Origin of the sequence: Alteromonas sp. NFXS44 (assembly GCF_040148705.1) — a bacterium.
Lineage (GTDB): Bacteria > Pseudomonadota > Gammaproteobacteria > Enterobacterales > Alteromonadaceae > Alteromonas.
The window spans coordinates 363,276-377,651 of the sequence record NZ_JAGDEA010000011.1; the positions used below are offsets into that span (position 1 = coordinate 363,276).

Sequence of the window (14,376 nt, forward strand, 5' to 3'; positions counted from 1 at the left end):
TCAGCGCAGCTTCAGTGTAGCCAGTCCCACCAGCACCAGAATCAGAGAAATGATCCAGAACCGCACAATCACGCGGGGTTCCGGCCAGCCTTTGAGTTCGAAATGATGGTGGATGGGTGCCATGCGGAAGATACGTTTTCCACGTAACTTAAATGAGCCGACCTGCAGGATCACCGATACGGTCTCCATCACAAAGACACCGCCCATGATGATGAGCACGATTTCCTGGCGTACCAATACAGCCAGAATACCCAGCGTGCCGCCGAGAGCCAGTGAACCCACATCGCCCATAAATACCTGAGCCGGATAAGTGTTAAACCATAAAAAGCCCAGTCCGGCGCCCACTATGGCGGTACACACAATAACCAGTTCGCTGGTCAGCGGAATGTGAGGGATATTCAGATAAGTCGCAAAGTTCACATTACCGGTGACGTAGGCAAAAATGGAGAGCGCCCCGGCAACCAGTATGGTGGGGACAATAGCCAGTCCGTCCAGCCCGTCCGTCAGGTTGACAGCATTCGATGTACCTACAAGTGCAAAATACACGACCACCAGATAAAACAGACCCAGTTGCGGCATGACTTCTTTGAAAAAAGGCACCAGCAAAGACGTTTCAGCGGCGAGGTTTGCACTGCTGTACAGATAGAACGCCACACCCAGTGCAATGACTGACTGCCAGAAGTATTTCCAGCGGGCAATTAACCCTCTGGAGTCTTTACGCACCACTTTGCGGTAATCATCAACAAAGCCGATGATGCCGTAGCCGATCACCACGGCCAGAGTTACCAGCACATAACGGTTGGTTAAATCTGCCCATAACAATACGCTGACCACAATCGCCGATAAGATAAGCAGTCCGCCCATCGTCGGCGTGCCCGCTTTTGAAAGGTGACTTTGCGGGCCGTCGTCACGTACGGTCTGACCGATTTGCAGACGCTGCAACCAGCGAATCATTTTCGGTCCGATAACAATCGCAATCACCAGTGCCGTCAGGGTACTTAAAATTGCCCTGAGCGTCAGATAGGAAAATACGAAGAATCCCGGTTCAAATTGTTTAAGCCAGTCGGCCAGCCATATCAACATGCGATGCGCTCCCGACGGCGTTCAAACTTTCCCAGGCGGGATACCTCAATGGCCTCCACTACCCGTTCCATCCGCGAGCTGCGCGAACCTTTAACCAGCACGGAGATATCCCGCTGATCGGCCATCAGCACACTGCTCAATGTTTCCATCAGCGCTTCTACACTGGTGAAATGAAATCCCTGCTTACCATAGACAGCACTGGCGCTCTGGCTCAGTACACCCAGTGTAAAGAGGTAATCAATGCCCTTTTCCTGAGCATACTCACCTACCTGCTCATGATAAAAGCGGGCTTTTTCACCCAGCTCCGCCATGTCACCCAGGATCAGAACCCGTAAACCGGAGAACGTGGACAGCGTATCAATAGCGGCATTCACCGACGCCACATTGGCGTTATAAGTATCATCCAGCAACCGGAAATGGTCAGACAACGCTTTTACATTAAGACGCCCTTTCACCTGCGCCATGTTCAGCAGTCCGGTACGTACGTCTTCCAGGGTCGCTCCCACCTGCATGGCCAGCGCGGCCGCTACGAGTGCGTTACCCACGTTATGAATACCGGGGATGCGTAATTGGATACCGGTTTGCCCCTGTGGGGTGACCATGTTGAATTCAGCGCAGCCGTCGAGTCCGACGGTGATGTCTTCTGCTGTAAAATCCGACTGATTTTGTTGTTGGGGTGAGAAAGTAAGTACGTTGTTATACTTCAGTTTGCCCAACCAGAACTCTGCAAACTGACTGTCAGCATTGACGATAGCCACACCCTGTTCGTTCAGCCCTTTAAAAATTTCGCTTTTTGCACGGGCAACACCTAACAGACTGCCAAATCCTTCCAGATGAGAAGCGGCTGCATTAACGATAGTCGCCACATCCGGCTTCACCAGTTCGGTGGTGTACGCAATTTCCCCCAGGTGATTAGCACCCAGTTCCATTACCGCGTAATCATGGCCTTCTTCCAGACGTAATAATGTCAGCGGCACACCGATGTCGTTATTGAAGTTACCTGCTGTTGCCAGCACATTGCCGCGGCGCGCCAGAATTGCCGCAGTCATCTCTTTTACGGTGGTTTTGCCGCTGCTGCCTGTCACGGCGATAGTTTTTGGCGCTACCTGCGCTTTTACCGCAGCACCCAGTAAGCCCAGAGCAAGCTTCGTGTCTTCAACCTGAATGACAGGCAAAACAGTATTCACCGCTTCGCTGGCTATTATTGCACTGGCACCGGCCTGCTCTGCCGAAGCAATAAAACGGTGACCATTAAAATTCTCGCCGCTTAAGGCAATGTACACATCACCTTCTTTCAGCGTACGAGTATCTGTACTTACCCCGTTTACGTCCCGGTCTTCCCCTGTAAGGGTGCCTTTCACTTTGCCGGCAATCCAGGACAGCGTGGTCAGAATCATTAGCTGTACTCCCTTTGCAGCCGCGCTACCACGGCCCGCTCGTTATAATTTTTCTTTTGCTCACCGATGATCTGATAATCTTCATGGCCTTTACCCGCTACGAGGATCAAATCCTCCGGTGCTGCCTTTTCCAGGCAGTGGCGAATGGCCTTTTCTCTGTCCGGCTCATCCACCGCACGTTGTGGCTGTGTTAGTCCTTCACGGATATCACGGGCGATATCTTCCGGCGCTTCTGAACGGCTGTTATCGGTAGTGATGACAAGATGATCGGCTACAGCCTCAGCGGCCTGTCCCATAAGAGGACGCTTGCCTTTATCACGGTCGCCGCCACATCCGAAAACACACCACACATCCCCCGGAGTATGCGCTCTTGTGCTTTGTAACGCCTTTTCCAGCGCATCCGGAGTATGGGCATAGTCCACAATGACATTCGCATGCGCGGTAAAAGGAAATACTTCCATTCTTCCGGCTACCGGAGAAACCTTTGGTAACAACGCCACCACTTCTTCAAAACGAAGCCCCTGCACCAGCATCACTGAAATCACAGCCAGCAGGTTGTGCACGTTGAACGCTCCCAGAAGCGGCACCTGAATATCCCGGCTTCCCCAGCTTGATACCAGTCTGAACTGACACCCGTCCGGATGATATTTCACATTTGTGGCCAAACAATGGCGATCTTCTGACTTTTGCGCTGCCAATTCCGACATGCCGTACCACACAGTGGTAACACCGGAGGGCTTGTTGGTATGCCAGCGGTCGCTTTCAGGATCATCGGCATTCAATACTACCGTGCTGACGCCCGGCAATTGCATGGCCAGACGCTTGGCCGCACCGTAATCTTCCATGGTGCCGTGATAGTCAAGATGGTCTCTCGACAGGTTGGTAAACACCACAATATCCGTTTTGATCTGACTGAGCCTTCCCTGCACCAGGGCATGAGAAGACGCTTCAAATGCCACTTGCCGCGCGTTTTGTTGCACAAACTCTGCCAATAAATACTGCATGCGGATAGCGTCAGGGGTGGTATTACCGGCAGGTGTGGGTTCCCACTCTGTATCTGCACCCTGAAACAGGCCTGCACCCAGCGTCCCTACTGCTGCACAGCGTGTTCCGCCGGCGGTAGTGAGTTGGGATAACATTTGCACGACTGAGGTTTTTCCGTTGGTACCGGTGACAGCAACAGATTGCATTTTAGTGGCGGGATAGTCGTAAAACGCCCCGGCCAGTGATGACAGGATGTCTGTTAATTCATACAGATGAACAATAATCGTAGTGCCACGCATTTCCATGCGGCCGTGCTCCCGCACTTTTTCGGTTTGCGCAAGAATGGCTTTGGCACCGAGACTGATAGCCTGCGGAATAAATTCCCGGCCATCCATGCTATGTCCTTTTACTGCCACGAAGGCCAGTTTCGGGGTAACCCGACGGCTATCCAGCGTCAGCCCCTGAATGCGGACATCCGGCGCTGTAATACCAAACTTTGCCAGCAACACGCTTAAACTTTGTTCAAATGCATTAACTACCATTGCGCCCTCCGTTCAGCCACTTCGTAGACGTGACCTGTTTGTCGTCCGGGGCAATATTCAGCAGTTGCAAGGCACCGCCCATAATTTCAGAAAACACCGGCGCCGCCGTATCACCGGCATGGTAGAGATCGCCACCGGGTTCATTGATCAGTACAACCGTGACGATTTGCGGGTCAGATAAAGGGGCTACACCGGCGAAAATATTCACATACTCATCGCCATAACCACCGGCGACGGCTTTACGGCTGGTACCGGTTTTCCCGCCCACACGATAACCGGGCACTGCGGCTTTCGTGGCTGTACCGCCACGCTGCACAACGCTCTCCATCATTTCGAGCACGGCACGGGCATTCTTTTCGGACACCACACGCTGAGGTTCCGGTTTGTATCCGGTAGACTGAGGCTGCTTAACAATATTCAGTGGCATGCTGACACCGCCGTTAGCCAGAGTGGCATACATCCGCGCAAGCTGTGCGGTAGTTACAGATATACCGTAACCGAAGGATAAGGTCGCCAGTTCAAAATCAGACCAACGGCTGCGCTCATGGAAAAGACCGTTACTTTCACCCGGCATGTTGGTACCGGTATCACTCATCAATCCCATGTTGTAATAGGTATCGAGCAAAAATGGTTTCGGTACACCCAGTGCCAGACGGGAGGTCCCCATATTTGACGAATGCTGAATAATTTCTTCTAAGGTGAGTTTGCCGTAGTTACGGGCATCTTTTACCAGACTGCCGCCCAGACGCATCCAGCCCGGGTTGGTATTTACAATATCACCCACTTTTACACTGCCGAATTCCAGCGCTGACAGCACTGCCAGCGGCTTCAGCGATGAACCGGGTTCAAAGGCATCGGTCAGCACACGGTTACGCATCCGGTGCGGAGACACATCGCTGCGATCGTTGGGGTTAAAAGAAGGGGCATTGACCATGGCCAGCACATCACCGGTGTGGGCATCGAGCACAATAGCGGAAGCAGAAGCAGCCTGGTAATAAAGCATCGCTTCTTTGATTTCGCGGTAGGCCAGTGCCTGAATCCGCTGATCGATTGTCAGCTTCAGATTCCCCGCTTCCTCTCCGTCAGTGGATTTCAGAATTTCCACCTGGCGGCCCTTGGCATCACGGCGGATAACCTTTGAGCCCGGTGTACCGGTTAACCAGTCATCATAAAGCCGTTCCAGACCTTCCAAACCGGAGTCGTCCACATCGGTGATACCAATCAGCTGCGCTGTCACTTCGCCATTAGGATAATAACGACGGCTTTCACGGCGCAGATAAATACCGGGGATATCCAGTTTGGCAACATAATCCGCCATGGCCGGAGACACCTGACGTTGCAGATAAACAAACCGGCGTTTGGGATTTTGTACTTTGCTGCGTAAGTCCTCTACATCGCGGCCCAGCACATCGGCCAGCGCTTCCCAGCGTTCAAACTGCTCCAGTCCGCCCTGTTCGTGGATAATTTTCGGGTCGGCATAAATAGCACGCACCGGCACACTGACAGCCAGTTCTACGCCATTGCGATCGGTAATGATACCGCGGTATGCCGGCATATCTTTGGTACGCATGGTACGGTTATCGCCCTGCGCAATCAGGTTATCCGGAGCAATGACCTGAATGTAGGCGGCGCGGACGCCCAGCCCGGCGAACACCAGCATAACGATGGCAATGACCAGTACAAAGCGCCATTGCACCGGGGACGGGGTCACATTCTGTCTGGCACCACGTTTCACTTTTTTGGCGGGGAGTGCAAATATGTTCATTTCAGTCTTACCACCACTTCCTGATCAGCGGTTGGCCGGTACATATCTAATTGCTTTTCCACTTCGTTTTCAATGCGGTTGTGTTCTGTCAGTGCCCGTTGTTCCAGCACTAAATTTCGCCACTCCACATCGAGATCATCTTTCTGCTGCATGAGTGTTTCCATGGCGATATTTTGCTGACGGTTCAGGTGACTGCCGAGCACCACAGCCATGGCACTGGTTACAACCATTAAATACAACAAAACCCGCAACTTGTTGCGGGTCAAATCTGAGACCAGAATCAGTATTAAACTGAAGTTTGTCGGAGACGTCGTCCGTGAATTCTGCCGGTCCGTCATAGTTTTTCGGCCACCCGTAATACAGAACTCCGGGAGCGCACATTCTGTGCTATCTCCTCTTTGGTCGGCTTAATCGCCTTGCTCAACGCCCTGAGAACTTTGTCGGCATCAATCTCAGCTTGTGTTACCGGTAAGTTAGCCGGTACAACTTTGCCGCGACTCTGATCTTTAATGAAACGTTTAACCAGACGATCTTCCAGAGAATGGAAAGAAATCACAGCCAGACGGCCATCTTTCGCCAGTACATCCACAGCCGCTTTTAACCCCACCCGCAGTTGTTCCAGCTCCGCATTAATGTAAATACGGATCCCTTGGAAAGCGCGTGTAGCAGGATGCTTGAATTTGTCTTTTACCGGCACCGCTTTATCAATAAGCTCAGCCAGTTGAGCGGTACGTGTGAGAGGCGTTGTTTGACGGGTTTCCACGATGGCATGGGCGATACGTTTACCAAACTTCTCTTCGCCGAATTCTTTTATTACCTGGGTGATATCCTGCTCATCAGCTTCTGCCAGCCACTGGGCAGCACTCTGGCCACGGCTGGTGTCCATGCGCATATCCAGCGGACCATCTTTCATAAAGCTGAAACCACGCTCAGCATCATCGAGCTGCGGAGAAGAGACACCGAGATCCATCAGCACACCGTCGATCTTGCCCGTCAGAGACATTTCGCTGATAACACGGGCCATCTCGCCAAAGGGTTCATGAACAATGGTAAAGCGTTTGTCATCTGCAAAACGCTGTGCAGCTTCAATCGCTTGAGGATCACGGTCAAACGCGATCAGGCGGCCTTCAGCACCAAGGTTTTCGAGGATTTTGCCGGAATGTCCGCCGCGACCGAATGTGGCATCAATATAAATGCCGTCCGGTTTAATCGCCAGTGCGTCAATACATTCATTAAGCAACACCGAAACATGACTGAATGGGGTGTTGCTCATAGTGAAAATTCCTGCAGGCGGTCAGTAAGCTCAAATGCACCATCACGCTCGGTTTCCATGTCTGCATCAATTTGTTTAGCCCAAATATCAGCATCCCATATTTCAAATTTGTTAAGCTGTCCGACGAGCATGACTTCTTTGGAGAGATTGGCGTGTTGGCGCAAAGGCGCGGATAAGAGAAAACGGCCGCTCTTGTCCATGTCACCTTCGGTGGCATAACCAAGTAGCAGCCGCTGCATCCGGCGTTCAGCCGGAACCATACTGGAGAACTTACTCAGTTTGAGTTCGATCTCCTCCCATTCGGGAAGTGGGTAAAGTAGCAAACAGCTTTGCTGTGTATCGATTGTGCAGACCAGTTGTCCGTTACAATCATCCAGAAGTGACTGGCGGTATTTTGTTGGTATAGCCAGTCTACCTTTGGGATCCAGATTGATTGCATTAGCGCCGCGGAACATTCCCCTAGCCTTTTATATTTTTGTGCTCTTGTTGTTCTTGTTTTCTGAGTACCAATCTGCAATTCGTTGATGACTCGATCCACAATTCGCCACATTTACCCACTTGCTAGACAGTTTGGTCTCTACTTTCCCCACTGTCAAGGAAAAACACGGCTAAAACCCACGTAAACACTGGGCTACAGCCTGTTTTTATATACAGTTGTTTATGTAAAGCCCATGAAAAGATTAAAAAAGAATCAGAATGGATACGTGAAAAGTTTTTTAAAAAAATTACCTGCAACGAAAAAAGCCCCGCAGGACGGGGGCTTGAAAGCGATCAAAAGGCAGGATTTAGATCGGTTTTTCCGGCGACCAGCCCCGTAATACGGTGGCTTTATTGTAGGATTGACGTTGCTGTTCACTGAGTGAGTGTTGCCAGTCCACTCTGTCTGAGCCGGCAGCGCCCTCTCCCGTATTCCCGCCGGTTTCATAACGGCTGGTTTGTTCCTTCGTCGGATCCCCCCAGTTGTGCCAGCCGGCCGGATGAATATGCCCGTCCAGTTGACTGTTCAGCACAGTCGTTGCCGCAAACTGCCGCCAGGGCCGTCCCAGATACACATTTTCAACACCGTCAGGTGCAGTAAAGTGGCTGTTATCAAACACCAGTCCGAAAGGCTGTTCCTGTGGTGTGGACGCAGCGGTCACGTACGTATTGCTTATCAGCGAGCGTATCTCACAACCGCTGAATAATGCCGTTCCTTCACCAAAGATAAAATCCACTGAGCCGCTTATCATACTGTTTTCAAAGTAGCTCCTGTGGCCCTCACCGGCGACATAAAGGGTATCCTGGTAGCCTTCAATACTGACATTATAAAACGCCGCCCTGTCAGCCTCTACATGCAAAGCAACGGCCTGCCCCACCGGCCCGGCAGTGTTACGGATAGTCAGGTTGGCAGCGGTAAAATCGTTGCCGGCCACGCGTACTGTGTAGGTATGAAAGGTGCTGTTTCTGCCTTTCGCCAGTTTATCAAAATGGTCATCCATAGTGATAATCGTGCCTTCCCTGCTTTCTCCTACCATTTTAATGCGGGTGTTCCAGGCAAATACGTTGACCTTCTCTTTATAAACCCCGTTCTTAATGAACACGGTGACGTCTGTCCAGGGAAAGGCTTTGGCAGCGTAGATGGCATCCTGAACGGAGGTATAATCACCGGAACCGTCAGCGGCAACGGTCAGTCTCGTTTCATAAGACTGTGCAGACGCTGAAATGCTGATAACAAATAAGATAAGACTGATAAATCGCATGATAGCTCCTTTAACAACAAAAGCAGGCAACCTCAGATTGCCTGCTTTTCAACACTGTCCCGGTGGCGGTTAAAAGGTATAACGTGCACCTAAGAAATACTGTGAACCTGTGTGGCTGTATTCACGGGTCAGATCCATATCACCGTCACCGGTACCGTAAATCCGTTCAACCTCATCGGTAAGGTTAATAATTTCCAGCGTGACAGTGAGTTGCTCATTAATGTTGTAAAAGGCCGAAGCATCAACATGAGTCGGGCCATACTTCATTTCCTGCGCATGCCCGTTTCCGCCCGGCTCATTAAGCAGATAATCATCCCGCTTGTTCATTGAGAAGCGTGCGCCATACTGATCGGTTTCGTAGTACAGAGTAAAGTTGTAGGAATTAGGCGACAGACCTGTGGAATCTTCTGCCAGCACCCGCGTGTAGTTTGCCACCACACCGAAGTTCGACATCCAGCCGTCCAGGAATGTGAAAGGCTGCTGATACATTACCTCATAGCCTTTCACGGTAAAGCCGTCATTATTATTAACCGGAATGCTATGGGTATAAATTTGCGTTGCCGGATCACCAATTGGCGCCGTTGCCTGATATTGGGGATTGTTATAAATAACCGGCCAGAATTCTTCATCGACCAGTTTTTCCACCTGTTCGGTTTCCAGTGATGTAACGATGTCCTTATTGAATAACGTTACCGCAAATACTGCTTCCTCGTCGAAATACCATTCAAAAGCCAGATCAACATCGTTAGACTCGTATGGATTCAACCCCGGATTCCCCAGATTACTCACCGTAAAGGTTGTAAAACCAAAGTTCGGTGCAGCGATGTTCAGTGAGCCCAGGCTCGGGCGTGTCATGCTTCTGGCGTAAGAAAGACGGGTGACAATATCGTCTGTGACTTCTAATGCCAGGTTCATGGATGGCAGGAAATTATTGTAATCCCGTTCAACACTCACCGGACTGCCACTGACCAGCGCCTCTGATGTCACCTTTGTATTCACATAACGAACACCCGCATTGGCTCTGAGCAGCATATTGCCCAGATCGAAGTCGGTGTTCAGCTCTGCATAGACGGCTTTGGTTTCTTCTGTTACTACCCAGCTGGCGTCCAGATCCTGTGTGTAGTTATGGGTGAGAATGCCATCAGCTTCCAGGGCGTCAAAATCAGCGACAAGAAACGGAACCAGAGTCGCACCGTCCAGGCCGGCACCGAAATCATCATAGGGAAATGCTGTGGCATAATCAGACGGGTCGAAAGCGGTAAATTCTCCGTTACCCTGACGGTAATCTACTTCCCGGCTGTTAAGCGCCACACCGGTTTTGATATCAAACTCATCTGCCAGCCAGGTTAAATCAATTTTCGTGGTGTAGTTTGTTTTCTTAACTCTATGATTTCTGTTAGCGGCATTTACCGCATCAACAAAATTATCCGGATCGGTGGTATCGTAGTCGCCATAATCCACTGTGGCTGCATCGCCGCTGCTGTAATCATACGCATAGTAGTGAGGGACTGAACGGTAGTAGTAACGGATCTCTTCCCTGTCTGCGTCGTTTTTAGCGTAACCCGTCATCATATCAAGAGACAGAAAATCATTGATTTGAATATCCCCTGACAAGACAACCTGATCAAATGTCGAGTCCGAAACCTGATAACGGCTCTCATACCAGGAGGTCACGTTATCGAAGCTGGCAGCTTCCAGAATACGGCCGGTGTCGTCGACGGTAAAAGACAGCGGCGTCTGACCCTGAAAGTTGCCCGGCGCGCCGCGATCAATAAACCACTCCATAGAGTTATAATTACGGCGGTTGTTTTCCAGCTCTGAATGCAGAATATCCAGGGTAAACAACATGTCGTCTGAAGGTTTGAACTGGAATGAGCCGGTTACGCCAAGACGCTTCTGATCGTTGCCGAAAAAATCAGCGCGGGGCAACCGGGGTACCCACAAACAGGAAATCGCCTCTTCGGCACCGCAATAATTCTCAGGTGTGCCGTTGATTTCTGTCAGTTGAGACGTATCGCCCCAGGTGCCGTCACCAATCTGATAAGTTGGCTGCCAGCGGACACTGCCGAAACCTTCCTGACGAATGGTACGATCTGACAGGGCAACAGAAAAAAGTGCCCCCACTGTATCGTCTAAAAACGTGTTACTGATAAGGAATGCCATTCTGGGATCCACTTCTTCAGTCAGGTCGTTATAGCCCCCTTTAACTGAAACTGTCGAAGCAAAACCCTGGTAATCGAAGGGCCGTGCAGAGTACATATCCACCGTACCGGCAATCCCACCTTCCTCTATGGATGCAGTCTGTGTTTTTTGTATATCTATCCGGTTAAATAACTCTGAGGCAAATACGTGAAAATCGAAAGCACGACTATTGTTCACAGTCACACCGCCGGAGTCGAGTCCGTCACTGCCTGCCGGCACTTCCATGCCATTCAGCGTAGTGCGGGTGAAGCCGGGACTGAAGCCCCTCAGTGTAATGTTGCGCCCTTCTCCGCCTTCACGGGAAATAGCGACACCGGGTACGCGCTGGATGGCTTCGGCAACGTTCAAATCAGGGAACTTACCGATATCCTCGGCCATAATGGATTCGCGCACGTTTGATGCGTCACGTTTGGCATCCAGCGCCTTAATCAATGCGCCGCGGAAGCCTTTCACTGCTATCACTTCGACTTCTTTATCTGCCTGATCAGCGTCTGTCTGCTCCTGTGCAGCAAGAGGTAAAGATATGGGTGTCAGGCTCAGGGCCATCAGAATGCTTCGGGAGATGCTGTTTTGTCGGAATGTGTGGTGTATTTTCATGTGTTGTCCTTTCCGGTTGACCAAGGTTCAGGGTCCGGCATTCCACTACTCATCCATGCTCTCCCTGATTTTTCACATTTATATAACAAAGAAACACATAATGCTACCGGTGGCATTAATTATTTTGCATTTATTTCACAAAAATTCTGAAAAATTACTCTTTAACAATCTGAAAAACGGGAGTTATTATAAATTTACTTAAAGGTGTATTTATTATCAATTGAACAATAGATACTTAATTGCCACCGATAGCACTTAAATTTACATCTGATTAAACAAAAAAACCGGGACGCTACACGCCCCGGTTTAAGCAGGTAAAAAATTATTAATAGATCAGAAGCGCCAGCTGGCCGATGCCGTTATAGTATCGGTGATGGAATCTCCGGTAGACAGATCTGTCCCGGCTCCCAGGCTGACAGCTAATGCATCGCTAAACCAGTAGTTAACTGAAAGACCGGCGAAATCATAGCTCCTGTACCCTAAATCCCGGTGGGTATAATCCAGTTCCAGGCTCAGTTGCGGACTGAAGAAGTACTGGGCACCCGCTTCAATCAAATCATTGCTGTCGATATACCATGCCAGATCGAAATCCCACCCTGCCCCGTCAGTAATATCTGTATAACGGGTGTAGAGCCCTCCGGTAAAGTCAGTTTCGGTGTTCGTCACACCCTGAAGCTGGATCACGCCGTTCACGTCGACAGGCACAAAGACCCGGCCTTCAGCATGATCATATGTCAGCGACACACCCGCCTGCCATTTATCATTAATAAAGTAACCGGCTTGCGTTACCAGCTGGCTGACTTCGGAAGAATAACCACGTGACTTATCATAATTTAAGTCAGCCGCGAATACCCAGTCACCGGTGTAATAATCACCGCCAATACTGTACAAATGGAACGCATCTGTATTTGCATATCCGGCTCTGACAGTATTAATACGTTGCAAATAAGGCGCTATCTGCAAGGGGTCACTACGGGTGTCAATATTATCCAGATAACGGGAATACTGCACACCGAAGATATCGCCACCATACAGGTTAGTATCAGCATAACCGGCTGAGATTTCATTTTGCGCAGCCATCGCGGAAAACGGAAGTGCCAGGGTGGCGATGAATAAAGAAGAATATTTGAATTGCATGACGAATCCTTATCGTTGTTTACCTCATTTCCGACGCCCAGTATAGATATTAAAACTGAACGCCGGATGAACCATTCCTTAAGCCTGCGCTTCCTGATTGTGGCGTCCCATGGCCAGCACAAGTTCAACTCCGTTAATTTTGTCCTCGCTGTGGTGGTTCACATATAACAATGTGCTTTCTTTGCCTGCGGCGATAATGCCAAGCAGTGCCAGTACTTTCAGACGGTTAATTTCATCGAGACCGTTACATGGCTCATCAAGAATTAACAGCGTGGGATGCTTCACCATCGCCCGCAGAATAAGTAAAAGCCGTTGATCACCGAAAGACAAAGACTGGAAAGGTTCATTAGCTCTGTGTGCAATACCAGCCAGTGCGAGCCATTCACGGGCCAGTTGTTTTTGTCTGATATCGGGTTGTTCGTATAACCCGATACTGTCGTAAAAGCCGGACAATACAACATGTAATACACTGCAATTGACACGGTACTGAAGATGAAAACTGTTAGACACTAACCCGATATGCTGCTTGATATCCCAGATGCTTTCACCACTGCCCCGCTTGTAACCGAATACTGTCAGTTCATTGGTGTAACAGTGAGGATCGTCACCGGTAATCATATTTAGCAGACAGGTTTTACCTGAACCGTTAGGGCCTGTAACCTGCCAGTGCTCACCGCGGTTAATCCGCCAGTTCAGACCCGAGAAAATAGTACGGTTGTCATAGCTCACTTTGCCGTTAACCAGCTTCACCAGCACATTGTCACCTTCTGCCATTTGCGGCGAATACCGTGTCTCGTCTTTCTCCGGTAAGGTAAGAGACGTATTCTCCATGTGCAGCAATTGTTTAAGGTGAGCTAAATCGCTTTGCTCAACTCCGCCGCCGTCTGACTGCCAGGACAACTGCCCTTGCTGCATAAGCCAGAGTTGTCTGACGAAAGGCGGTATCTCACTGAGCCTGTTCAGCGCCATCACGATAGTGCAGCGGTGTTGAATACTTTGCAGGTGCTCCTGCAAAAACTCACAGGATGCGGTATCGAGTCCATCCATAGGCTCATCAAGCACCAGCAGATCAGGTGAAGCTAACAGGGTGCGAACCAGCAGCACTTTCCGGGTTTCACCGGTAGATAACCCCAAAAAGGCGTTATCAAGAAAATGGGTCATCCGCAGGCCGTTCGTCAGCAGAGTAAATGCTTCCCCGCAATCAGCCATATTAATCTGGCGCAGAATAACTTCCCTGGCTGTGCTGGGCACAGGAATGACATCAAGAATGTCCGCGTCATCCTTTTTCTTTTCCTGAGCAATCAATGCCTGCTGCTGTGCAGTACTGACCCAACCCGTCTTACAGGTCAGGCGTCTTTCACCACTGACCACCTCGCCCTCTCCGGCCAGAATGGCCGCCAGTGCCGATTTACCGCTGCCGTTTTTCCCGGTTATGGCAAGATGCCGGCCTTCAGTCAGTGCCGCACTTACCGGGCCAAAGGTAAAATCCGGTGCCAGTGACACCCCACAGTGTTGTAATTCAATCATGATCCCTCCTCAGGCGACTGATGGTAATCAAACACCCCGGATAAGAAAAGAATAGTGCGACAGTGCATTGTTTTATTGCGTTTTTCCGGCACTCTGGAATAATGCGCCGTCCCGGCAGCATGGTCGTTCT

11 protein-coding genes are annotated in these 14,376 nt (G+C 50.3%); all 11 read right to left on the minus strand.

The window, feature by feature from the left end; genetic code table 11:
- A complete protein-coding gene (mraY, locus tag J3369_RS15370; protein WP_119502191.1) occupies positions 1–1,083 on the minus strand; it encodes a phospho-N-acetylmuramoyl-pentapeptide-transferase in 1,083 nt (360 codons plus the stop codon).
- Positions 1,077–2,480 carry a UDP-N-acetylmuramoyl-tripeptide--D-alanyl-D-alanine ligase gene (locus J3369_RS15375; protein WP_303572871.1) on the minus strand — a complete coding sequence of 468 codons (1,404 nt, stop codon included), beginning with the start codon at positions 2,478–2,480 and terminating at the stop codon, positions 1,077–1,079. The genes mraY and J3369_RS15375 overlap by 7 nt, the downstream gene beginning before the upstream one ends.
- Positions 2,480–4,006 carry a UDP-N-acetylmuramoyl-L-alanyl-D-glutamate--2,6-diaminopimelate ligase gene (locus J3369_RS15380; RefSeq protein ID WP_349588440.1) on the minus strand — a complete coding sequence of 509 codons (1,527 nt, stop codon included), beginning with the start codon at positions 4,004–4,006 and terminating at the stop codon, positions 2,480–2,482. Before J3369_RS15380 ends, J3369_RS15375 begins: the two co-directional genes overlap by 1 nt.
- A complete protein-coding gene (locus J3369_RS15385) occupies positions 3,996–5,771 on the minus strand; it encodes a peptidoglycan D,D-transpeptidase FtsI family protein (protein WP_349588443.1) in 1,776 nt (591 codons plus the stop codon). The genes J3369_RS15380 and J3369_RS15385 overlap by 11 nt, the downstream gene beginning before the upstream one ends.
- Positions 5,768–6,109, minus strand: coding sequence for a cell division protein FtsL (gene ftsL, locus J3369_RS15390; protein ID WP_119502195.1), 342 nt, complete (start codon positions 6,107–6,109; stop codon positions 5,768–5,770). Before ftsL ends, J3369_RS15385 begins: the two co-directional genes overlap by 4 nt.
- Positions 6,106–7,044 (minus strand): 16S rRNA (cytosine(1402)-N(4))-methyltransferase RsmH, encoded by a 939-nt coding sequence (gene rsmH / locus J3369_RS15395; protein WP_349588445.1) that lies wholly within the window; start codon positions 7,042–7,044, stop codon positions 6,106–6,108. Before rsmH ends, ftsL begins: the two co-directional genes overlap by 4 nt.
- Positions 7,041–7,499 (minus strand): division/cell wall cluster transcriptional repressor MraZ, encoded by a 459-nt coding sequence (gene mraZ / locus J3369_RS15400; RefSeq protein WP_303572868.1) that lies wholly within the window; start codon positions 7,497–7,499, stop codon positions 7,041–7,043. The genes rsmH and mraZ overlap by 4 nt, the downstream gene beginning before the upstream one ends.
- A 330-nt stretch (positions 7,500–7,829) precedes the next feature.
- Complete coding sequence (locus J3369_RS15405; RefSeq protein WP_349588448.1) at positions 7,830–8,783, minus strand: pectinesterase family protein; 954 nt, start codon at positions 8,781–8,783, stop codon at positions 7,830–7,832.
- A 69-nt stretch (positions 8,784–8,852) separates the two neighbouring features.
- Entirely contained in the window at positions 8,853–11,582 is a 2,730-nt protein-coding gene (locus J3369_RS15410; RefSeq protein ID WP_349588450.1) for a TonB-dependent receptor, read from the minus strand.
- A gap of 333 nt (positions 11,583–11,915) precedes the next feature.
- Positions 11,916–12,719, minus strand: a complete 804-nt coding sequence (locus J3369_RS15415) for a putative porin (protein ID WP_349588452.1) — start codon at positions 12,717–12,719, stop codon at positions 11,916–11,918.
- A 78-nt stretch (positions 12,720–12,797) separates the two neighbouring features.
- Positions 12,798–14,246 (minus strand): molybdate ABC transporter ATP-binding protein ModF, encoded by a 1,449-nt coding sequence (modF, locus tag J3369_RS15420; RefSeq protein ID WP_349588454.1) that lies wholly within the window; start codon positions 14,244–14,246, stop codon positions 12,798–12,800.
- Positions 14,247–14,376 lie beyond the last annotated feature (130 nt).

Bases quoted from the DNA above. Each gene is read 5' to 3' on its own strand.
- rsmH (WP_349588445.1), bottom strand. From the start codon at position 7,044: ATGAGCAACACCCCATTCAGTCATGTTTCGGTGTTGCTTAATGAATGT.
- mraZ (WP_303572868.1), bottom strand. From the start codon at position 7,499: ATGTTCCGCGGCGCTAATGCAATCAATCTGGATCCCAAAGGTAGACTG.
- mraY (WP_119502191.1), bottom strand. From the start codon at position 1,083: ATGTTGATATGGCTGGCCGACTGGCTTAAACAATTTGAACCGGGATTC.
- J3369_RS15410 (WP_349588450.1), bottom strand. From the start codon at position 11,582: ATGAAAATACACCACACATTCCGACAAAACAGCATCTCCCGAAGCATT.
- ftsL (WP_119502195.1), bottom strand. From the start codon at position 6,109: ATGACGGACCGGCAGAATTCACGGACGACGTCTCCGACAAACTTCAGT.
- modF (WP_349588454.1), bottom strand. From the start codon at position 14,246: ATGATTGAATTACAACACTGTGGGGTGTCACTGGCACCGGATTTTACC.
- J3369_RS15375 (WP_303572871.1), bottom strand. From the start codon at position 2,480: ATGATTCTGACCACGCTGTCCTGGATTGCCGGCAAAGTGAAAGGCACC.
- J3369_RS15405 (WP_349588448.1), bottom strand. From the start codon at position 8,783: ATGCGATTTATCAGTCTTATCTTATTTGTTATCAGCATTTCAGCGTCT.
- J3369_RS15385 (WP_349588443.1), bottom strand. From the start codon at position 5,771: ATGAACATATTTGCACTCCCCGCCAAAAAAGTGAAACGTGGTGCCAGA.
- J3369_RS15415 (WP_349588452.1), bottom strand. From the start codon at position 12,719: ATGCAATTCAAATATTCTTCTTTATTCATCGCCACCCTGGCACTTCCG.
- J3369_RS15380 (WP_349588440.1), bottom strand. From the start codon at position 4,006: ATGGTAGTTAATGCATTTGAACAAAGTTTAAGCGTGTTGCTGGCAAAG.